The sequence below is a fragment of the Candidatus Magnetominusculus dajiuhuensis genome (genome assembly GCF_046044395.1).
GTDB lineage: Bacteria > Nitrospirota > Thermodesulfovibrionia > Thermodesulfovibrionales > Magnetobacteriaceae > Magnetominusculus > Magnetominusculus dajiuhuensis.
This window is the reverse complement of record NZ_JBJUSG010000004.1, coordinates 40733-61865: the sequence shown is the minus strand read 5'-3', so window position 1 is coordinate 61865 and position 21133 is coordinate 40733. Positions and strand designations below refer to the sequence as shown.

The following is a 21133-nucleotide window of genomic DNA, read 5'->3' as shown; positions in this document are numbered from 1 at the left end:
ATCATCCCCGCCTGTTTCTTATTTTTAAAACCCACAACCTTAATCTATCCATGTATAAGTATATCACCGGAGTTGTGAAAAGTGTTAGTATCTGGCTGAAAATCAATCCTCCAACAATGGTAATCCCTAGAGGGCGGCGAAGCTCCGACCCAACACCGCTGCCCAGAGCAAGAGGCAAGGCGCCTAAAAGCGCCGCCATCGTTGTCATCATTATCGGCCTGAATCTTAACAGACACGCCTCGTGTACCGCGTCTTTGGTGCTTTTACCATACTTACGTTCGGTCTCAAGGGCAAAGTCAACCATCATTATACCGTTTTTCTTTACTATTCCTATCAGAAGTATTATCCCTATGATGGCTATTATGCTTAACTCCGTATGAAATATGTACAGGGCGGCAACCGCGCCCACCCCTGCCGAGGGAAGCGTGGAAAGTATTGTTATCGGGTGAATAAAACTCTCATACAGGATTCCCAACACTATGTAAACCGTCACCAGGGCGGCAAGTATAAGCCATGGTTCATTGGCAAGCGATGCCTTAAAGGCCTGTGCCGTGCCGGAGAACTGCCCGCGCACACTTGCTGGCATCCCCATTTCCCGTGCGGCGTCCTCTATTGCCGCTACCCCCTCGCCAAGCGCCGTACCAATAGCAAGATTAAACGACAGCGTTATTGCCGGGAACTGTCCCTGATGATTTACCGCCAGAGGCGACATGGTATGGACATAGTGGGCAAAGGCGCTTAATGGGATACGGTTTCCTGTTGTGGAAAATACGTATATATCGTTTAGGGCGTCGGCGTGCTGCCAGTACTCAGGGGCTACCTCCATGACTACGTGGTATTGGTTGAGCGCGGTATATGTAACCGATACCTGGCGCTGGCCAAAGGCGTCGTATAGGGCGGAGTCTATCATCTGCGGCGTTAAGCCAAGGCGTGAGGCGGCGGCCCGGTCTATTTGAAGCGTGACCTCGCGGCCCTGGTCCTGCAAATCACTATTGACGTCCACAACCTGCGGGATAGTCTGCATTTTTTGGCGCATCTTCTGCGCCCACATATTAAGCTCCTGGTTGTTTTCGCCAAGGAGGGTGTACTGGTAGAGCGCCCCGCCAATCCTTCCCCCTACGCGTATGTCCTGAACGGACTGCAAAAAAGTGGAAGCACCGGGCATACCGCTGAGCTTACCACGAAGCCTTTTAATAATCTCCTGGGCAGTGGACTTTCGCACTTCAAACGGTCGCAGGGAGATGAACATCCGGCTTGTGTTTGTGGTTGACCCACCACCACCTCCCGTAAACCCCATCACATGCTCGACATCTTTGTCCTCTTTTATAATACCGATGATGCGCTCAAGTTTGCCCTTCATGGATTGAAAAGATGTGTCCTGGGCCGCCTGAATATTTCCGGCAATACGCCCCGTGTCCTGCTCAGGGAAAAACCCCTTTGGAATAGTAATAAACATATAGACGCTTGTCAGGGCCGTAAGGATTGTCAGGCAGAGCATGAAAAACGAATGCCTCAGCGCCACGTTCAGGCCGCGCTCGTAGAGCCTTAGTATCCGGGTAAAGAATCCTTCGCTGATTCGATACAAAAAGCCGTGTTTGACCGGGCCGTCAGGACCTTCGGGTTTTATTATTGTTGCACACATCATCGGCGTCGTCGTAAGGGAGACAACCAGAGAGATTAAAATCGAGGCCGACAACGTAACGGCAAACTCCCGAAACAGCCTTCCTATCATCCCCTCCATCAGTAAAATCGGGATAAACACGGCAACCAACGACAAACTCATCGAAATCACCGTAAAGGCAATCTCCTTAGAGCCGACTATTGCCGCCTGAAGCGGGGGCATTCCCTTCTCCCTGTACCTTGATATATTTTCAAGCACAACAATGGCGTCATCAACGACAAACCCTGTGGCCACGGTCATGGCCATAAGCGAAAGGTTGTTCAAAGAATACCCTAAGAGATACATCACGGCAAATGTCCCGGTAATTGAGACAAAGACCGCAACCGCGGGGGCAAGTGTAGCCCTCGCGTTACGAATAAACCAGAATACGACAAGTATTACCAATATGCCCGAAAGCACGAGCGAGTGTTTTACAACGGTCAGCGAACCCGTGATTGGCGGTGTCCTGTCAAGCACTACTGAGAGATCTACTCCGCCGGGTAAGACGGCTTTAAGCTGCGGCAGGACATCCCTGATGCTTTGTACCGTCTCTATGATATTTGCCCCGGGCTGCCGAAATATAACGAGCATAACGGCCGGCTTGCCGTCAACTATACCTGCCACCCGCACATCCTCCACTGAATCCACAACTGAGGCCACGTCTGAAAGGCGCAGCACCATGCCATCCTTAAAGGAAATAATCAGAGGGAGGTACTCTTTAGCGCCGTGGAGCTGGTCATTGGCCATTATTTCCCATTGCTTATCGCCCTCAGTGATTTGCCCCTTTGGGCGATTTACATTTGTCCTTGCGAGCATATTACTCACGTTATCAAGGCTGACACTATATCTGTTTAGCGCCGTGGGGTTTAACTCTACCCTCACGGCAGGGAGCGCCCCTCCACCGACAAACACCTGTCCTACCCCGTTCATTTGGGAAATTTTCTGCTGCAGTACGCTTGAGGCGACATCATACATGCGTGCCTTGCTTACGGTGTCGGACATAAGGGCAAGGATAAGAATGGGCGCGTCAGCAGGGTTTACCTTCCGGTACGTTGGATTGGCGGGAAGGTTTATGGGCAAATCACTGCGGGCGGCGTTGATTGCCGCCTGAATATCGCGCGCCGCACCGTTTATGTCCCTGTCGAGCGCAAATTGAAGCGTAACGCTGGTTGAGCCGCGGTTACTTGTGGAGGTCATCTCAGTGACACCGGCTATGCGTGTGAACTGTTTTTCAAGCGGGGCAGCCACAGAAGTTGCCATCGTCTCAGGGTCAGCACCGGGAAGCCCCGCGCTTACCTGTATAGTAGGGAAATCTACCTGCGGTAAAGGAGACACGGGAAGCGATAAAAACGCCAGTATCCCCGCCAAAACCACGGCAACAGTAATAAGCGTGGTTGCAACCGGCCGATGTATGAATATCTCAACAAATTTCATATCAAGGCAGCCCCTAATAAAGGATTAACGACGAAGGGGGGGTAACCCCCCCTTCACCCCATAAATCCCGCCACGTTTTGTCTATTGAGTTCCGGCTGCCGCTCGTTGGCGGCCTCAGTACTCCGGCTAAAGGCTGGGTGACTTTCATACGTGGTTAACCCTCTGAGACCTTCATCAATCGTTTGGATATTTTATCAAAGGCAAGGTAAATAACCGGCGTTGTGTAAAGGGTTAAGATTTGGCTGAGGATCAGGCCTCCGACTATGGTTATGCCAAGCGGGCGTCTGAGTTCCGACCCCACGCTTGTACTAAGCGCCAGGGGCAAAGCGCCCAACAGCGCCGCCATTGTAGTCATCATTATTGGACGAAACCTAAGCAGGCACGCCTCATAGATGGCCGTCTCGGCGGTCTTGCCTTCTTTGCGCTGCCCTTCCAGAGCGAAATCCACCATCATAATGCCATTTTTCTTTACTATCCCTATAAGCAGTATTATCCCTATGATAGCTATTACGTCCAGGTCCATTTTGAACAACAAAAGAGACGCCACCGCCCCCACGCCCGCCGAGGGAAGCGTGGACAGGATTGTCACAGGATGTATGTAGCTCTCATAAAGGATGCCCAGCACAATGTATACAGTAATAAGGGCGGCCAGAATAAGCATGGGTTCGTTTGACAGCGACACCTTAAAGGCCTGTGCCGTGCCATAAAAACTCCCCTTAATGCTTGCCGGCAGGTGCATCGCCTGTGCTGTCTCTTCCACAGCCTTAACGGCGTCGCCAAGGGACTTGCCGGGTGCCAGATTAAACGATACGGTGGCGGCTGGAAACTGCCCCTGCCGGTTGATAACCAGAGGGCCGGTCGTCTCAGAGACCGTTGCTATTGAACTGAGCGGCACCTGTCCACCATTTGTGGCGCGAATATAGATGTCGTTTAACCCTGAGATACTATTTTTGTATTGGTTGTTAACCGAGATAACCACCCTGTATTGGTTAAGCTCTGTGAAAATCGTTGATATCTGCCTCTGGCCGTATGCGTCATACAGGGTATCGTCAATCATCTGCGGCGATATGCCAAAGCGTGACGAGATGTCGCGGTTTATAGAGAGAAACAACCTAAGCCCGTCGTTTTGCCTGTCGCTGCTTACGTCTCTTAACTCAGGGCGTGCCTCAAGCGACTTTATCATGGCAGGGGCGAGTTCGTTTAGTTCGTCAGCGCTTGGGTCCTCAAGGGTATATTGAAACTGTGTGCGGCTTATCCTTGAATCCACTGTCAGGTCCTGTACGGGCTGCATAAACAGGGTTATACCCTCTGCCTTGTCTAACAGCGGTTTCAGGCGGCGTATAACATCAATGGCGCTGGTTTTTCTCACCGCGAGGGGTTTTAAATTTATCAGGATACGCCCACTGTTGAGCGTCGTATTTGTGCCGTCAACACCTATGAACGAGGAGAGGCTCTCAACCGCAGGGTCCCCGGTGATGATTTGCGCGAGTAACTGCTGCCGCCTCGACATCTCGGCAAAGGATATGGACTGCGGGGCATCGGAGATTCCCTGAATAACGCCGGTGTCCTGAATCGGAAAAAACCCCTTGGGAGTTATCAGATATAATACCACCGTAAGCACCAGTGTTGAGATGGCCACGAGGATTGTCAGGGTTTGGTGGCTGAAAACTACCTTGAGCGTCTTCCCATAGCCTTCAATGATTTTGTCAAAGATATTCTGTGTGGCAAGATATAATTTCCCTTGCTGGGCAGAGGAGGATTGTTTGAGGATTTTGGCGCACATCATGGGCGTAAGGGTAAGCGATACAAAGGCGGAGATAACAATCGTAACCCCCAGCGTTACGGCAAACTCCCTGAATAGCCGCCCCACCACATCACCCATGAAAAGAAGCGGGATAAGCACCGCTATCAGAGACACGGTAAGAGACAAAATGGTAAATCCAATTTGCTCAGACCCCTTCAGGGCCGCGGCAAGAGGTGCCTCGCCCTCTTCAATATACCTTGAAATATTCTCTATCATCACTATGGCGTCATCAACCACAAAGCCGGTTGAGATTGTCAGGGCCATCAGCGTAAGATTATTCAGACTAAATCCCATAAGGTACATAACCCCAAACGTACCGGCAATCGAAAGAGGCACGGCAACGCCGGGAATAACGGTGGCAGGGAGATTGCGCAGGAACAGGAATATAACAAGTACAACCAGCACTACGGCCAGAAAAAGCTCAAACTGGACATCCTTGATAGACTGCCGTATAGTGTCCGTGCGGTCAGTCAGTATGGACACATTGATGGATGGCGGCAGGGAGCTTTTGAGCTGCGGCATAAGTTTTTTAATCCGGTTGACGACCTCTATGACATTTGCCCCCGGCTGTCTCTGGATATTAACGATAACGGCCGCGGTTGTGTTCATCCATGCGGCCTGATTGATGTTCTCCGCGTCGTCAACTACATTGGCGACGTCTGTGAGATAAACCGGAGCGCCGTTTTTGTAGCTCACGATGAGTTTTTTGTAATCCCTGGACACGAAAATCTGATCGTTGGCCCCTATGACGTATGCCTGTTTAGGGCCGTCAAAGCTGCCCTTGGCCTGATTGACATTAGCGGCGGTTATGGCACTTCGCAAATCTTCAAGGGTCATGCCGTAAGCGGCAAGGGCCGTGGGGTTGGCGTTTACCCTGATGGAAGGCTTCTGCCCACCGCTTATGCTTACAAGCCCTACGCCCGAAAGCTGCGATATCTTCTGTACAAACCGCGTCTCGGCAAGGTCTTCCACCTGTGGAAGGGTTAACGCCTCAGAGGTAAGGGCAAGCGTCAGCACGGGGGCGTCTGCCGGGTTTACCTTGCTGTAAATGGGCGGGTTTGGCAAATCCTTGGGCAGGAAATTAAAGGCCGCATTTATGGCCGCCTGAACCTGCTGCTCAGCAACGTCAAGGTTTAGGTCAAGCGAGAACTGAAGTGTGATAATGGAACTGCCGCCTGAGCTGTTTGACGTCATCTGCGTAAGGCCGGGCATTTGGCCAAACTGCCGCTCCAACGGCGATGTAATTGAGGAGGTCATCACCTCAGGGCTGGCACCCGGGTAAAACGTCCGTATCTGGATTGTTGGATAATCCACCTGAGGCAGCGCCGACACCGGCAACTGCTTATAGGCTATGGCCCCCGCCAACAGCACCGCTATCATGATGAGCATGGTAGCAACGGGCCTCATGATGAACAGACGTGATATGTTCATTACTTAAACTTTTGTGTCGTGTTGTCTTTGACGAGTGTTGAGTTGTCTTTACTATTGTCCAGGGGGGATTTTTTTACCTGTACCTTTGCGCCGTCGGTTAGTCTCTCGGCACCACCGGTAATGACTTGCTCACCCGCGGCAAGCCCTGTCTCTATGGAGGTAGTGTCTTTCTGCGTTTCGCCGACTTTGACAAAACGCGCGGTGACTGTGTCGCTGGATGTAAGCACATAGACGAACGTCCCCTTTTGAGTTTGCTGAATTGCCGACGACGGGATGAGGACAACACCGCGTTTTACGTCAAGCAGCAGGCGGGCGTTCACAAATTGATTTGGAAAGAGTTCGGTGTTTTCATTTTTAAAAATGGCCTTAAAACGAACCGTGCCCGTGCTGACGTCTATCTGGTTGTCTATTGTCAGGAGCTGCCCTGTGGCAAGTTTGCGGCTTCGCTGACGGTCATAGGCCTCAACCTGAATCGGCTGTCCTTTTTTCAGCTTTTCGAGGGCGCGGGGAAGATTATCCTCGGCTATGGGAAATATCACTGAAATCGGTTTGAGCTGTGTAATAACAACTATGGGATTAACATCGGTGGCGTGGATGATATTGCCCGGGTCAATCTGCCTAAGCCCTGTACGTCCGGTTACAGGGGCGGTTATCTTTGAGTAGTTTATCTGGAGTCTGGCGTTTTCTACCTGTGCTTTGTCAGCCTTTATTGCGGCCTCGTATTGTTTGACCAGAGATTCCTGTGTGTCAAGCTGCTGCTTTGAGATGGAGTCCTGTTTAAACAGTGTGCTGTACCGTTGTGCGTCAAGGCGGGCGTTGTCAACCAGGGCAACATCCTTTGCCAGTTGGCCCTCGGCCTGCGCTAGCTGTATCTCAAACGGCCTGGGGTCAACAATGGCTATGATGTCGCCCTTGTTTACAATCTGCCCCTCTTCAAAGAGCACCTTATCCAGTTGGCCGTCTACGCGGCTTTTTACGCTGACCGTACTAAGGGGGACTACCGTGCCAAGCCCGTTAAGATATGTGCCCATATCTCCGGTTTTGGCAGCCACAACCTCCACGGGCAGGGCTGGCGCCGCAACCGCTGGCTTGCCGCCGGGTTTACCGCCCACCGACTTGTCCGCCTCTGCTGCAAATACGTTTACGGCAAGGGCTGCCAACAACAAGACAACATACAGCGGCACCACAAATGTGCGCACGGGCTTCGGCAAGGTTGACATTGTTTTTTTATCTTTAATCACAGTGTTGTAGGATAACACATATTTGCAGTTTATGTGTCAAACTTAATTTTGTCATAATTAAGTTCAGCGTCTCAGTCTCCTTTGCTTTCATTATCGTAGTTGTTCCATTTTTCTGCCATAATCTTCCTTATGGCCATGTGAAAATCTATGCTGAAGAGAATATATCTGGCCTGCTGGTCTACGCTTAAAATGCCTTTCAGCTCATCCATCTCCGTCTGTTTAAGCGAGATAAGGTCTTTACGGTTTTGCGTGATTCTATCAATGATGGCCTTTTTTGCCGCGTCGTCCTTGTTTTCAGCGATGGCCTTTTTCAGAGTTTTGATGTCGTCCCGCATGGAGCGCATTGACTCATGTATCTTACTATCGTACTTATCTATGATAGACAGTACCTTATCGGCGGCCTCTTTGTTTAAGGCGAGTGCCTCCACGATTTTTTTCTTTTTTAACGCCTTTATCTTCTGGCGAAACTCTGACATCTCCTTGCTTTTTACGCCGTCCTTTGCGCCGGAGTCGGCTTGTATCAGGGCAAAACAGCCCAGTACCGCCAACACTGCCACAACCAACACTGCTGTCACTGATTTTCTCATAGCACATCCTCCCGCTGCGATTTATAGCGCCACTGCCACATCATCCCCGCCCTCATAGCCGACAGAGAAATCGTCGCCGTACTCCTCTTCCAAAGAGTTCATAATATCATCTGAAACTGAGGTGTCAACCATTATATTTTTCGCCGTTTTATTGCCATATTGTACCTGCCCGGAGTGGAAACCGCCGAAATTAACCGCAACCAAATAAATGACAAGACACAGCGACGCGAAGGCGGCAGTAACCGGAATTGGCCTGAAAAGATACCTCCACAGATTAAATCTATTGGGCACGGTTGCCCTCGCCGTGTTGATAACGACACTGGTGAGGGTATTAAAATATTGGTCATCAGGCTCAGGCGCCTCGATTTTTAATAGGGTGGCGGCCACAGAAAACTCCTCAGCGCACTCATCACAGTCAGACAGGTGAGCCTCAACCGTGGCCGCCTTCTCCTCGGTAAGTGTGCCGTGAAGATACCCGTGAAGCAGGTCTGTTATCTCATCGTGTGTGGATTTCATAAGTCTTTCCCTGTCTTAGTGGCCACCATAGCGGTTTTTAGTTTTTTAATAGCGCTGTGATAGTGGGATTTTACCGCCCCTTCGGAACAGCCCATGACAGTGGCTGTCTCAGCCATGCTTAAACCCTCGTAAACCCTTAGGACAACGCTGAGGCGCTGCCTTGGGGGCAAGGCGGCAAGCAGGACTTTTAAATCCCGCGCCTGCTCCTTCTTCATCAGACAAGATACAACACCCTCGTCCTCGCATTTCATGGTCTCACATAACTCAACGGTCTTGTAGGCATTGCCACGCATATGGTTAAGGGCGGCGTTCACTGTAATCCTGTAAAGCCAGGTCTTAAAGGAGGACTTTTTCTTAAAATCCCTGAGCTTCGCCACCGCGCTAATGAGCGCCTTTTGCGTTATATCCTTGGCCTCTTCCATGTCGCCAGCCATCCGGTACGCCACAAGGTAAACCTCCCTTCGATATTTTATGACAAGCTCCTCCAGAGCCGAATCGTCACCGCCATCAAGATAAGAGTCAATTAACCTGTTATCCTCTACCCTGCTGTCCTCATCCATCTGAGCTATATTGTACCAACATTCTGAACATTTAGACACAACAAGTTGTAAAAAGGTTCAGTGCGGGGGAGTTCAGTGGGGGGGGGAAGAAAAGGCGGCACTCAAAAGAAAGGTGTGGTGACAAAAAATGGCAAAAGAGAAACAGTGTTTCGTTGCTGATGCTGTCTCACCAATATTTTTACCATCTGAGGTCTTGACACCGTTAAGCAAATCCTTTACACCAAGAGTACGAGCCTGTTGTTGAGCCCGGGGCGCACTGCCTGAAGAGGTATCTCCCGGGTAGTGTCCAACAGGCTTTTCTATTTCTGAGCTGCCTGCTGTGTAGACGAGCCGAACTGGTCAGACATAGCGTACCCCATGTCATTGACAATTCCTTTTGCCGCTTGTATAATGAAACTATGAGCGTAATAACGATACCTCGTTCTTTAAGAGAACGCCTCGGAGATGCTGCCAGCGAAGACTTCGCCTCGCTTATCAACGATATAGATTTAGGTGCAAGAAAAGACGCCATCGCTATAGCCGAAGAACGGTTTGAACGCCGTCTTGTCGAAGAAACCGGTAAACTGCGAGTTGAACTGCGGCTTGAGATAAGCAAAGTCAACGAACGCATTACTGAGGAATCAGGCAAGTTACGGCTTGAGATAGAGAAAGTACGTTCTGAACTGAGCGTTAAGATAGAAAAATCTGGCAAAGAGAATGTCAAATGGATGTTCCTCTTTTGGATAGGCCAGTTAGCCGCAATGGCTGCGCTCCTTAAATTCTTTGTGGCTAAATAGCCCACTACCCCTCCTTTTGAAAATCCCTGTACAACACCGCCAAAAATCAGATATAATTAGTCCCGGTGAAACAGTATGTCCCTATCAATCAGAAATAAGATATTAGTAGCCTATTTGGGGATGGTTTTACTTGTCGGACTGGCAATCGGGGGAATCTGGTATTATTTAATCACCGCCTATGCCACCGCTTTAGTGTTGATTGTCGTTTTGGCCATCAGCGGGATTATCTTTACGCTCATCATGAGAAACATAACCAACCCGCTTGAGAAATTTGTCTCATTTACTGATATGATAGCCAGAGGGAATTATTCTCAAATCACCGGCGTTAAGTCTAAAGACGAGGTCGGCGTCCTCGCTGATTCGTTTAATAATATGCTCATGGAGCTGAAAAAGACCAGGGATGACCTGACTAAGGCAAAGGACTATACCGACAACATCATCGGGACTATCGCAAGCGCCGTGATTGTGTTGACAGAAGACGGCGAGATAGTGAAGGTTAATAAGTCTGTTCATAAGATGTTGGGCAGGACTGAGGAAGAGCTGCTGAAAAAACGCATAGACGAGATATTTGAAAGCGACACTATTGCCGAAATATTGTATAATGAGATAATGAAAAATGGTTATGTAAAGGATGTGGAGGTAGTGCTGCTGGCAAAATATGGGGTAAAAGTCCCCGTCATTTTCTCCGCGTCGGTTATTTACGGCAGCGATGGCACGACGGTAGACGAGATAGTATGCTCGGCACAGAATATAACCCAGCTTAAGAGAATGCAAAGGGTACGCGACATGCACCTGCAGGAATTAGAGACGGCCAATAAATACCTCAAAGAGAGCCGCGCCCAACTAGTCCAGGCGGAAAAGCTGGCCTCCCTTGGGCAGATGCTCGCCGGTGTCGCCCATGAGATAAACACTCCGGTGGGCATTGGCATAACCCTCTCTTCGACTATTGTCAGTGATACCGAAAACTTAAAGGCCGCCTTTGATGAGGGCTCACTGCGCAAGGAGCGGCTTGGGGAATATATTGACGATGTCTCACAAGGCAGTTCCCTCATATTAAAAAGCCTTATGCGTACAGCCGAGCTGATTAAAAGCTTCAAGATGGTGTCTGCCGACCAGATTACACAGGAGAGGCGAGTGTTCAGATTAAAGGAATACATAGAGGAAATACTGCTTAGTCTTCAGCCGAATATGAAGAGACGCCAGCATAATATAAAAATCATCTGCGATGAGGATATAGAGCTGGACAGCTACCCCGGGGCAATAGCGCAAATCATAACAAACCTGCTGATGAATTCACTCACGCACGCATATGGCCCTGGTGCCAAAGGCACAATGGCGATTGAGCTAAGCGTCAACAAAGATGACGTAACTATCAGGTTCAGCGACGACGGCAGGGGTATGCCTAATGAATACGTCAGGAGGATATACGACCCTTTTTTTACCACAAAACGGGGGGCGGGAGGCACAGGGCTGGGACTGCACATTGTGCATAACATAGTGACTCAGACACTCGGCGGAAGTATCGAATGTGAGAGCGAGTTGGACAAGGGAACGACATTTACTATTATTTTCCCCGTTATGAAAAAGGAGGCCGCGGCGTGATTGAGCATAACGATAACACTGAAATGTTTTTCTATCGGTACGCTGGCGAAGATACGGCACCCGCTCTATCTGGAAACTGGAAGATAATGATAGTTGACGATGAGCAGGAGATACACGATATGACGCGCCTGGCGTTAAAACACTTTGTCTATGACGGCAAGTCCCTTGAGTTTATCAGCGCCTATTCAGGTACCGAGGCAAACCGGCTCATTGAGGAACACCCCGATACCGCTGTAATTCTTTTGGATGTCGTTATGGAAGAGGACAACTCAGGGCTGCTTGTCACAAAACATATCAGAGAAGAGCTGAAAAACAACCTCGTACGGATTATTCTAAGGACAGGGCAGCCCGGCCAGGCACCGAAACACGACGTCATCGTCCAGTACGATATAAATGATTATCGGGAAAAGACCGAATTGACCAGCGAAAAATTTGATATAACAATGCTCCTGGCCTTAAGGACATATCGGGCTATTATAAATCTTGAAAACGGTAAAAGGGGACTTGAGAGGATAATCGCGGCAAACACAAAGACAAACTCGCAGTTAACCACCCTTCTTGCCTCAATCAGGGATATGATAAGCATTAAAGACGTCAGAGGGAGATTCGTCTTAATAAATAACGCGTTTAAAGAATTCATCGGCCTTGACGAGCATGAAATCATAGGCAGGACGTATGATAATTTCTTCCCGCGCCCATTTGCGGCAAAAGAACGGGACAGTGACCGTGAGGTATTAGAGACCTTAAAGTCAGTTCAGATTGAGCACAAGATAAGTGGGCGTGAAGGGGATACCTATCTTGAGACGATCAAAAACCCGATATTCACTGACTCCGGCGAGGTCTTTGGACTGGTTTCGGTATCAAGGGATATCACCGAACGAAAGACCCTGGAGCTTGAGCTGCGCCAGAGCAGAGACGAATACCGTATTGGATTCCGCGCGATAGTGGAAAACAGCCAGGACATGATAATCCGAATTGACAGCGATTATATATGCCGCTATATAAACCCAAGCGGTGCCCTCTATATGATGCTCAAATCCGAAGACTTTGTCGGAAAGCATATCAATCAGCATTCTAGTCCTGGGCTTGACGCGGATTTGATTCAAAATATAACTGACCTGACGTGGGAGACTATCCTGTCACGGGAAAGACAAGAAAAGGAGATGCAGATTAACGGTGTCCAGTGGTTTCATGCCGTATCGGTTCCAGAGCTTGACGATTCAAACAATGTAGTTTCCGTAATAATTATAGCCCATAACATAACCGACCGTAAGAAAATCGAAGCGGCAATGAATAAGAATCTTAGATTGTTGACAAAGGCCATAGAGACAACACAGGTAGGGTTTACCATTACAGACGCCGACGGCGTAATAATTTATACAAACGAGGCCGAGGCCGCTATACATGGCTATGCGGTCAATGAACTCATCGGAAGCAATATCAGGATGTTGGCGCCTAAGGAATTAAGCAAGCCATTGACAGAGGAGGAGCTGATAGCGTTTCGGGTGAATACTGACAAAAGCACAAAGAGATGGAAACGTGAAAGTTTAAACGCACGAAAAGATGGAAGCACATTTCCCGTGCAATTGACGTCGGACGTTGTAATGGAAGACGATGGTACCGTAGCCGCCATCGCCACAAGCTGCGAGGACATCACCGAAAGAAAACAAATGGAGGAAAAGATAAAACAACACAGTGAGCATCTTGAGAAGGAGGTGCGGGCGCGTACCTCAGAACTATCAAGGACATTAACTGAGTTACAGCAAAGTCAGGAGCAGTTGGTTCAATCGGCAAAGATGGCCTCTTTGGGGGTATTAACGGCCGGCGTGGCACATGAGATAAACAATCCGCTTGCCTTTGTCTCCGGCAACATAGGAAACCTTGAGAAGTTTGTCCAACGGCTGTTCAGTCTGCTTGAAAGATACGATAAGATTGAATCATCCACAGAGGGCAAATCAGAGATTGAGAAATATAAACAGGAGATAAATTATGGTTATTTAGTGTCGCGGATTTCACCCCTCATCGTAAAAACTAAAGAGGGCACAGACCGTATCAAGAAAATCGTCCAGGATCTCAGGAATTTCGCAAGGCTTGACATCGCGGATATAACCGATATGAACATCAATGAATCGCTGAACACAACACTTGAGCTGCTCTATCATGAGTATAAAAACAGGATTGTTATACTAAGGGAATACGGGGAGATTCCAATGCTGCAGTGTTACGCGGCAAAAATCAACCAGGTATTTATGAACCTGTTGATAAACGCGTGCCAGGCGATAGAGGGCGAAGGTGAGGTCAAGGTCGCAACGGCCGCCGATACTGAAAAGATAGAGATTGCCATAACCGACAACGGCAAGGGAATCCCTCCGGAGATACAGACAAAGATTTTTGACCCATTTTTCACGACAAAACCAGTAGGTGTGGGCACAGGGCTAGGGCTTTCGATAAGTTACAAGATAATAAAGGAACACCTTGGCGATATAATTGTTGACAGCACAGTGGGCAAGGGCACCACCTTCACGGTAAGACTCCCGCTGTCTCAGTCAAACAGATAGAACTACTCTTATTTCTTGATTTTTACCTTGGCGATATCCACAAGCGGATCGAAGTATCTGGTGATTTGTTTGCCAACGGCCTTGAGCATAGTCTTGGCCACAGTCTTAGCCGCACGCCTTCTCGGATGGTCAGCGATGGCGTCAATAACCATTAACTCATCAACGAGGTCATCCTTGCAGATACGCTTACTGCCTTCCAGAAAACTGACCGAAGGGCAAAGGCTCACCCACCCTATGAGCAGCGTGATGAACAGGGAATCCACCTCCGCGTCCTCTCCGTAGGCGGTGTGCATACTCTTTTCGAATATATGTCTTACCAGGCCAGGCTCTTTAAATACTTCAGTTTTTTTCTCTTTGAGTATTTTTTGTTTTTCTTCTTTATTAAACTTTTTCAGATGTTTCAGGGCGCTTTGATACTTGTCCTCTTCTTTGATAACGAGGTGGTGAAATTCACATTTAGTGCACTTTCTGATTTTACTGGCAACACTCATTTTGCCATCCGGGTCTCCACACGCAAAAGGAACTGCCCAACATGCCCTACCAGCATTTTTACCACTGTGCAGTCCATCAAAAGAGGTCGCTATGGTCACGGGACAAAGGCCAAGCTCCTCAACCTTATCGCCGCCAGGCTCACGTCCGCACTTGTTGAACTCCCAGCAATTTAACTTGACCTTCTCCACCTTCGCCGGGCTTATCACATCGCGCAGCTCATCCTGCGGGGCTTCTAATACCTTCTGGCCGCCGTTGCCGCCGTTATCCTTTATACTGTCATAAATGTCCTCGTGCACTATACATACCTCCTTCGCGGAGCCAACCAAACACCCCTCTATTATCAGCGTAGCACTTTTCCCTATCCAATGTCAACCGCGCGCCGCATAAGATTAAAGACGAAGGGGGGTAACCCCCTCGTACAGGGCAATCGCATTTGAAAAATAAAGCTGGGGATACCTAATGCAATCATTCCGGTTTGTCCTTTTCCGTCATTCCGGCTTGTCTGGAATCTGCCCTTTAGTGGGAGTTTCATGGTGATTGTGCATATTCTGAGGCATAAGGACAGATTCCAGACAAGCCGGAATGACAAAAATAAGGGAGGCAATTTCTAATGCGTTTGCCCTGACCCCTCGTAATTTTGCACACATTTTATTTATTAATTTTTTTATAATCCTCGTATACCTTGGGGTCGTCCGTTACCTTGTAGACGTTGTAGCCGATAATCTTATAGCCGTGTGGCGAGAGCCTGACGGCATATCTCCAGTTGGCAAGCAACTCAGGATAATCATTGACTGTGACGATAGTAGTGAACTTGTGCTCTTTGAAGAATGTCAGTAGTCTCGCCCCGTAGTCGTAGTCTTTGTTTATCATAAAGCCCTTGCGTCTGGCATAGTAGAGAATGCTTGGATTCCACAGGTGGTCTGTAATGATAATGTACTCATCAGGGGGGGTTACTGTCCTTAAGAAGTCGCTTATCGTGCTTGTGCTGTATCTATTTGTAATCAACGGGAGTTTTAAATATGCTGTGGCGGTTTTTATGTAATAATATCCAAGCAACGTAAGGCACACTCCCGCAATACATACCTTTAAGTGTAATGCCGATGTGTCTCTTTTATATTTCAGTAAGACTAAAAAGATGTGGTAAAGGGCAAATCCCGCCGCCACCGCTAAAAACGGAGTAACCGCCATAGGGTAATAATTATGTGCACGATATAAGTTAAAAAAAATGAGGACTGTCAGAAGTGTCCCTAAGAGGCCTGTGTAGATAAACTCCATGTATCTTCGCGGATGTTTGAGCGCGAAAACAAGTCCAGAGGGTACAAGCACAAACGTAAATGGCATAAACGGTTTTATATGGCCTGAGATAGTCATCCAGTTGCTCAATTCAACCCTCTGTTTCCATGTGCCATAGTTCCAGCCCTGCAGATGTCCTGATGTGAGCCATTCAGTAAATAAAGAAGCGTTTTTGACATTATCAGCGTGTATAGTCCAGAGGCAACCCGCCGCAAATGGCACGACAATTGCCATCAGGAGTTTTATGAAAAATGTCTTTTTATGTACCAGGCATGATAATAGGTAGGACAGTAATCCTACACCTGTCTTGTTGTAATTATTCCAGAGTTGCCTCACCATGAAACAGGCCAGTGGAATCACAACCGTCGGCATAGTCGTTATCTTTATCAGGTATCCAAGTGCACCAAAGACAACCGCGCCGCCCAACGACAAGAGCATTTCATTTTCTTCAAGCAAACGCAAGAAAAAGTAAAAATACCCAAGCGCGCAAGCCACAGAGGCGTAGTCTATCATGCTGGTACGGCTCCAGAATATCGTATAAGGCGACAACACATAACACAACACAATCGTATAAGCTATCCCCCGTTCCCTAAAAAAACGACCGCACAAAATAAACAAAAAAAACGCGGAGAGATAGAAAAAGATTATATTTGTCAGTCTTGCCGCCACGTCAATACTGGACACCCCCGCCTTGACTATTATGGCCGCCGCCGCCTGAAACAACGGAAACTCAAAAGGCGCCTGCCACGGCGGTCCAAATACCGGCGTTTGGTATGAAAAAAAGCTGATCCCCTCTTTTACGAAAGTCCATATGGTTATGGCGGTCTGTGTCTGGCGAAAGGCGTGTTCCTCCAGTATCGGCGAGGCGATGTTGACCACCCTCACCAACGCTGAACAGATAACCAGCGCGATAAATACAATCTCCGCCGTCAGGCCACCCTTGCCATCAGCGGTATCGCCAGAATTAATCATGTCTCAAGTTTTTGAAGCTGGACACATTTCACCGTATCAAGCTTTCTGAAATTCATACAGGCGTTGCATGACTGACAGTCGCTCTTGTCTTTGCCCGCCCTGAACTTATTCGGCAGGTCAGGTTCCCTTATCAACGGCCTTGACATCGAAATAAGGTCGGCGTATCCCAACTCCAGCATTTCCTCAGCAATGGCGCGCGTTCTTATGCCTCCAACGAGTATTACCGGTATGTTCAGCGACATTTTAAACAATGCCGCGGGTTCCTTAAAGTATGCCTCGTCCTCAGGATGTAGTATCTTCGTGCGTGCCGGTCTCAGGCTGGATTCGTACATACCGCCGCTTACCTCTACCGCGTCTATGCCAATGGCCTGAAGTCTTTGCGCTATCCTAAGCGACTCATCTGGCCTTAGACCGCCACAGCATAGGTGGTCACTTGAGTTCATTTTTATAAATACGAGGTAATCCGCGCCAACCGCCTCTCTTATGGCCTTATATACCTCCTCAAGGAAACGAAATCTCCTGCCTTCGTCGCCGCCCCAGTTGTCGGTGCGCCTGTTTGTATGAGACGACAGGAATTGGCTTACCAAATAGCCGTGAGCGCCGTGTATCTGCACGCCGTCAAATCCCGCGGCCTTAGCCCGCCTTGCCGCCTCGCCAAAGGCGTGTATCATCGCCCATATCTCCTCATCAGCCATTTCACGCGGCGTAATATTCAATACAGGTTCATGTACCGCAGACGGGGCAATCGGCAGCTCACCACCAAGCAGCTCCGGGTAGCACTGCCTCCCACCGTGGGCTATCTGTACGGCAATTTTACCGCCAAGCGCATGGACGGCGCTGACTAGTGCGCTCAGGCCGTCTATGTATTTATCGTCGTAAATCCCGACCATCTGAGGCACGAACCTCCCTGATGGGTGAACGGGGGCGCCTCCTGTTATTATCAGGCCCACCCCACCCCTTGCAATGGCCTCGTAGCGTTGTATCAGCTCCGGAGTAACGCATCCTTCGTTGTCAGCACCCTTTTCGTATGTGGCTGAACGTACCAGCCTGTTGTCCAGCCTTATGTCTTTTAAGACGTATGGTTCAAATAGCATATCGGCCTCCTTTTGTGCATAGTATATAATTGTTGGCATATATTTGCCAATTTATATATAATTACACATGGTGTTATTTAAGATGGTTGCGCTTGTTTTAATCAACCCGCTGACGCTTGTCTTTATTGGTATGGTTTTTCTTGCTGTTACAAAGAAAAACAGACGGGTTTTTGCAATTTGTCTGACTCTGTATTTTTATTTATTCAGCATATCGTTTACATCTCACTGGGTTTCTAATCTGTGGGGGGTTGCGGATACGTATAACCCTGAAGAGAAATATGAGGCTGCCGTCGTATTGGCAGGGGTGCTGGATGTTGAATGGTATTCCATGAACGATTCGCTGTTTTACATACCCAATAACTATGTACACCCGACCAGCAGCACCGAGAGGTTACTGGCTGGGGTCTACTTTGTAAAGACTGGCCATGCCGGGCAACTGTTGCTTGGGCAATGGACATACTGCCCCATTAACAAGGCACACAAATCCATTGATGAGGCAGAGAAAGTGAAGCCACTTCTGGCGTCTCAGGGGATTAATGAAAACAAGCTTGTCCTTTACGCAAAGGTAAACAGAACCTTAGACGAGGCCAGGGGCGTAAAGGCTTATACAGAGAGAAATCGAATAAAGAAGATACTGCTCATAACCTCGTGGCTGCATATGAGAAGATCAATTGCCATGTTCAAAAATATCGGTCTTACGCCGGATATATTTTCGACAAACAAGCCGCTGGCGGGCAACCTCTCATGGACATCGTTCGTACCCTCGCTGCAAGGTATGGCAGCTACGTTTGACTGTGTTTATGAGTTAGCGGCGTATAGTCTTTACTACGCCAAGGGGGACTTACTGCCCTGAGAGGCACAGGTATCGGTGGGGGGATCCTGAGAAAACGAGCTGTGGTAACCGGCATGGGGATAATAACCTCCCACGGCGTCGGCGTTGAGGCTAATTGGGAGAAAATCAAGGCCGGTGAGTCCTCTGTCGGGGAGATAACCACGTTTGACGCCAGTCCATACAGGGGCAGACTTGGCGCTGAGATAAGAGGTGGCACCAGCACGCCGGTCTCACGTTTGAGGGCTGGCAGACTTGACAGGGCCTCGCACCTGCTTATTTGCGCGGTGCGTGAGGCACTTGGGGTTGCGGGTCTCACAAGGCCGGGCATTGATGTCTTCTTGTCACTGGGAACTACCCTTGGCGGGATGTTAAGCGGCGAGGCATTCCATCGCGAGGTAATAGAAAAAGGCATATCAAGGGCAAGGATTTCAAAGACACTTGACTACCTCGCCCATTATCAGGCGGTAAATCTCTTCAAAGAGTTTGCACTTACGGGGGATTACACCGTATTTTCTGATGCCTGTGCCTCATCGGCCAATGCTATCGGCCATGCCTTTGGCCTTATCGCCTCAGGACGGTACGATGTGGCCATTGCCGGAGGTTACGACACTATGACTGAGTTCACATTCGCGGGATTTAATTCCCTCATGGCCGTTACGCCGGAGATTTGTCGGCCATTTGACAAAAACAGGACAGGGCTGGTTCTTGGCGAAGGCGTCGGCATATTGGTCATTGAGGAGCTGGGACATGCCATGAGGCGTAACGCGAGGGTGTATTGCGAGATAACCGGCTACGGGGCTGCCTCTGACGCCTACCACATGACAAGCCCCGACCCCGACGGCAAAGGCGCCGCAAACGCGATGGCGATGGCGTTGAAGGAGGCCGCCTTCCCCGATATAGGCTATATCAACGCCCACGGCACAGCAACAAAATACAACGATTTAATGGAGGCGCGCGCAATAACAAAGGTATTTTCTTCTGGTAATAACAGCGGTGTGGATATTCCCGTAAGCTCAATAAAACCCATGATAGGGCATCTGTTGGGGGCGGCAGGGGCGGTGGAGGCCATCCTCAGCATCATGGCGTTAGTTGAAGACTGGCTTCCTCCGAATATAAACTATGTAACGCCTGACCCCGACTGCAATCTAAACATCGTTACGGTTGGCCGGGAGGCCAAAATCAGGGCGGTACTGTCCAATTCGTTTGGGTTTGGCGGCTCAAACGCGGCGCTGATATTCGGGGAGTACAGATGACAAGGCTGGCGGTTACCGGAGTTGGTGCCATAAGCCCGGCTGGCGTTGGCGTATCAACCCTTGCTGAGGCGGCCGCATTGGGGCACCGCGTTGCTGCCAACCCTATCAGCGAGGCCGCCGTGGCAGTGTTAAGGAAAATACGCCGAAGCGCCGCTATCACCTCATATGCCGTTACTGCCGTAGAAGAGGTGTTAAGAGACCGCGGGGTCAGCGACTTTGGTGATTGTGCCTTAATTTCCGGCGTCACAAACGGCGCGCTTAATTTCAGCACCGGCTTCCATCACACCCTCGTGGCCGAGGCAAAAGACACGGCAAGCCCCACACTCTTTTCTGAGTCCGTGCTCAACGCCCCGGCTGGAAATGCCTCAATAATATTTAATATTCGCGGCCCGGTGCATTCCATTATAGGCGGCCAGTCAGTTGCCGTTAAGGCACTCATGCTCGCTGCAACGCTTATAGAGACAGGGAGGGCACGGCGGGCTATTGTGGTTTGTGCCGAGGAACGTAATGAGTTGTCCTCGTTTTGTTACTCCCGATTCAACCCTAAGGCGGCACGGGTGTTTTCTGAGGGTGCCGGTGCTGTGTTAATTGAACCGGTGGACGAGCAAAGGCCAATTAATCCTGTTAAGTTGTGTTCGATATCGGGGTATGCCGCTTGTACAATCCCGGACAGCCCTCAACTGGCGCTTCAAAGGGCAATAGACGGTGCGCTTTCAATGGCCGGCCTTGCGGCGGCAGACATAGGCGTGGCCGTTTCAGATTATAAAACTACCCCACTTTTTAGGGACATCCCCACGTTGGGTTTTTTTGATTGCCTGGGTTATGCCTTTTGCGTCTCCACTATGTGGAATATAATTTTAGCGGCTATAGCCTGTGGCGGTGGTTGTCCTGTGAATCCATTATTTGCCGCGGGACTTAAAAAATACGCCAAACATTCTGAAATCAATCATGTTATTATATACGCGGCTGAGGAAGATGGAGACGCAGCGGCCGTTATTTTATCCAGAGTGAGCGAATCTTAAAAAGAT

Annotated in this window: 15 protein-coding genes; 6 read left to right on the top strand and 9 right to left on the bottom strand. The window is 49.3% G+C overall.

Annotated elements, in window-relative coordinates:
• Position 1: 1 nt before the first annotated feature.
• The 6 genes from AB7D94_RS01265 to AB7D94_RS01240 form a co-directional block, all read right to left on the bottom strand.
• The gene (locus tag AB7D94_RS01265; RefSeq protein WP_420263837.1) at positions 2-3094 is read right to left on the bottom strand and encodes an efflux RND transporter permease subunit; all 3093 of its coding nucleotides are present in this window, start codon (positions 3092-3094) and stop codon (positions 2-4) included.
• A 154-nt stretch (positions 3095-3248) separates the two neighbouring features.
• Positions 3249-6329, bottom strand: a complete 3081-nt coding sequence (locus AB7D94_RS01260) for a multidrug efflux RND transporter permease subunit (protein WP_420263836.1) — start codon at positions 6327-6329, stop codon at positions 3249-3251.
• Positions 6329-7549, bottom strand: a complete 1221-nt coding sequence (locus tag AB7D94_RS01255) for an MdtA/MuxA family multidrug efflux RND transporter periplasmic adaptor subunit (protein ID WP_420263835.1) — start codon at positions 7547-7549, stop codon at positions 6329-6331. The genes AB7D94_RS01260 and AB7D94_RS01255 overlap by 1 nt, the downstream gene beginning before the upstream one ends.
• 92 nt (positions 7550-7641) lie before the next feature.
• Positions 7642-8157, bottom strand: coding sequence for a hypothetical protein (locus AB7D94_RS01250; protein WP_420263834.1), 516 nt, complete (start codon positions 8155-8157; stop codon positions 7642-7644).
• A 21-nt stretch (positions 8158-8178) separates the two neighbouring features.
• Entirely contained in the window at positions 8179-8673 is a 495-nt protein-coding gene (locus AB7D94_RS01245) for an anti-sigma factor family protein (protein ID WP_420263833.1), read from the bottom strand.
• The gene (locus tag AB7D94_RS01240; RefSeq protein ID WP_420263832.1) at positions 8670-9233 is read right to left on the bottom strand and encodes an RNA polymerase sigma factor; all 564 of its coding nucleotides are present in this window, start codon (positions 9231-9233) and stop codon (positions 8670-8672) included. Before AB7D94_RS01240 ends, AB7D94_RS01245 begins: the two co-directional genes overlap by 4 nt.
• A gap of 398 nt (positions 9234-9631) precedes the next feature.
• Between AB7D94_RS01240 and AB7D94_RS01235 the strand changes: the two genes are divergently transcribed.
• The 3 genes from AB7D94_RS01235 (at position 9632) to AB7D94_RS01225 (ending at position 14169) form a co-directional block, all read left to right on the top strand.
• Positions 9632-10009: an LA_3696 family protein gene (locus AB7D94_RS01235; protein WP_420263831.1), complete on the top strand. Its 378-nt coding sequence runs from the start codon at positions 9632-9634 to the stop codon at positions 10007-10009.
• Positions 10010-10084: 75 nt separating this feature from the next.
• Positions 10085-11611 (top strand): sensor histidine kinase, encoded by a 1527-nt coding sequence (locus tag AB7D94_RS01230; RefSeq protein WP_420263830.1) that lies wholly within the window; start codon positions 10085-10087, stop codon positions 11609-11611.
• The gene (locus AB7D94_RS01225) at positions 11608-14169 is read left to right on the top strand and encodes a PAS domain S-box protein (protein WP_420263829.1); all 2562 of its coding nucleotides are present in this window, start codon (positions 11608-11610) and stop codon (positions 14167-14169) included. Before AB7D94_RS01230 ends, AB7D94_RS01225 begins: the two co-directional genes overlap by 4 nt.
• An 8-nt stretch (positions 14170-14177) precedes the next feature.
• Here the strand turns inward: AB7D94_RS01225 and AB7D94_RS01220 are convergent, their stop codons facing one another.
• From AB7D94_RS01220 to AB7D94_RS01210, 3 genes are all read right to left on the bottom strand, one after another.
• A complete protein-coding gene (locus AB7D94_RS01220) occupies positions 14178-14957 on the bottom strand; it encodes a two-CW domain-containing protein (RefSeq protein ID WP_420263828.1) in 780 nt (259 codons plus the stop codon).
• Positions 14958-15309: 352 nt separating this feature from the next.
• Complete coding sequence (locus tag AB7D94_RS01215) at positions 15310-16926, bottom strand: ArnT family glycosyltransferase (RefSeq protein WP_420263827.1); 1617 nt, start codon at positions 16924-16926, stop codon at positions 15310-15312.
• On the bottom strand, positions 16923-18020 hold the full coding sequence (locus AB7D94_RS01210) for an oxidoreductase (protein WP_420263826.1): 1098 nt from the start codon (positions 18018-18020) through the stop codon (positions 16923-16925). The genes AB7D94_RS01215 and AB7D94_RS01210 overlap by 4 nt, the downstream gene beginning before the upstream one ends.
• 82 nt (positions 18021-18102) lie before the next feature.
• On the opposite strand from AB7D94_RS01210, the gene AB7D94_RS01205 reads away from it, so the two are divergent.
• The 3 genes from AB7D94_RS01205 to AB7D94_RS01195 are packed head-to-tail and all read left to right on the top strand — an operon-like array spanning position 18103 to position 21127.
• On the top strand, positions 18103-18873 hold the full coding sequence (locus AB7D94_RS01205) for a YdcF family protein (protein ID WP_420263825.1): 771 nt from the start codon (positions 18103-18105) through the stop codon (positions 18871-18873).
• A 41-nt stretch (positions 18874-18914) separates the two neighbouring features.
• On the top strand, positions 18915-20105 hold the full coding sequence (locus tag AB7D94_RS01200) for a beta-ketoacyl-[acyl-carrier-protein] synthase family protein (protein WP_420263824.1): 1191 nt from the start codon (positions 18915-18917) through the stop codon (positions 20103-20105).
• Positions 20102-21127, top strand: coding sequence for a beta-ketoacyl synthase chain length factor (locus AB7D94_RS01195; protein ID WP_420263823.1), 1026 nt, complete (start codon positions 20102-20104; stop codon positions 21125-21127). The genes AB7D94_RS01200 and AB7D94_RS01195 overlap by 4 nt, the downstream gene beginning before the upstream one ends.
• Positions 21128-21133: the final 6 nt, after the last annotated feature.

Coding starts and splice junctions, on each gene's coding strand:
- AB7D94_RS01250 (WP_420263834.1), bottom strand. CDS start 8,157: ATGAGAAAATCAGTGACAGCAGTGTTGGTTGTGGCAGTGTTGGCGGTA.
- AB7D94_RS01245 (WP_420263833.1), bottom strand. CDS start 8,673: ATGAAATCCACACACGATGAGATAACAGACCTGCTTCACGGGTATCTT.
- AB7D94_RS01195 (WP_420263823.1), top strand. CDS start 20,102: ATGACAAGGCTGGCGGTTACCGGAGTTGGTGCCATAAGCCCGGCTGGC.
- AB7D94_RS01210 (WP_420263826.1), bottom strand. CDS start 18,020: ATGCTATTTGAACCATACGTCTTAAAAGACATAAGGCTGGACAACAGG.
- AB7D94_RS01240 (WP_420263832.1), bottom strand. CDS start 9,233: ATGGATGAGGACAGCAGGGTAGAGGATAACAGGTTAATTGACTCTTAT.
- AB7D94_RS01255 (WP_420263835.1), bottom strand. CDS start 7,549: ATGTCAACCTTGCCGAAGCCCGTGCGCACATTTGTGGTGCCGCTGTAT.
- AB7D94_RS01260 (WP_420263836.1), bottom strand. CDS start 6,329: ATGAACATATCACGTCTGTTCATCATGAGGCCCGTTGCTACCATGCTC.
- AB7D94_RS01235 (WP_420263831.1), top strand. CDS start 9,632: ATGAGCGTAATAACGATACCTCGTTCTTTAAGAGAACGCCTCGGAGAT.
- AB7D94_RS01215 (WP_420263827.1), bottom strand. CDS start 16,926: ATGATTAATTCTGGCGATACCGCTGATGGCAAGGGTGGCCTGACGGCG.
- AB7D94_RS01230 (WP_420263830.1), top strand. CDS start 10,085: ATGTCCCTATCAATCAGAAATAAGATATTAGTAGCCTATTTGGGGATG.
- AB7D94_RS01265 (WP_420263837.1), bottom strand. CDS start 3,094: ATGAAATTTGTTGAGATATTCATACATCGGCCGGTTGCAACCACGCTT.
- AB7D94_RS01205 (WP_420263825.1), top strand. CDS start 18,103: ATGGTTGCGCTTGTTTTAATCAACCCGCTGACGCTTGTCTTTATTGGT.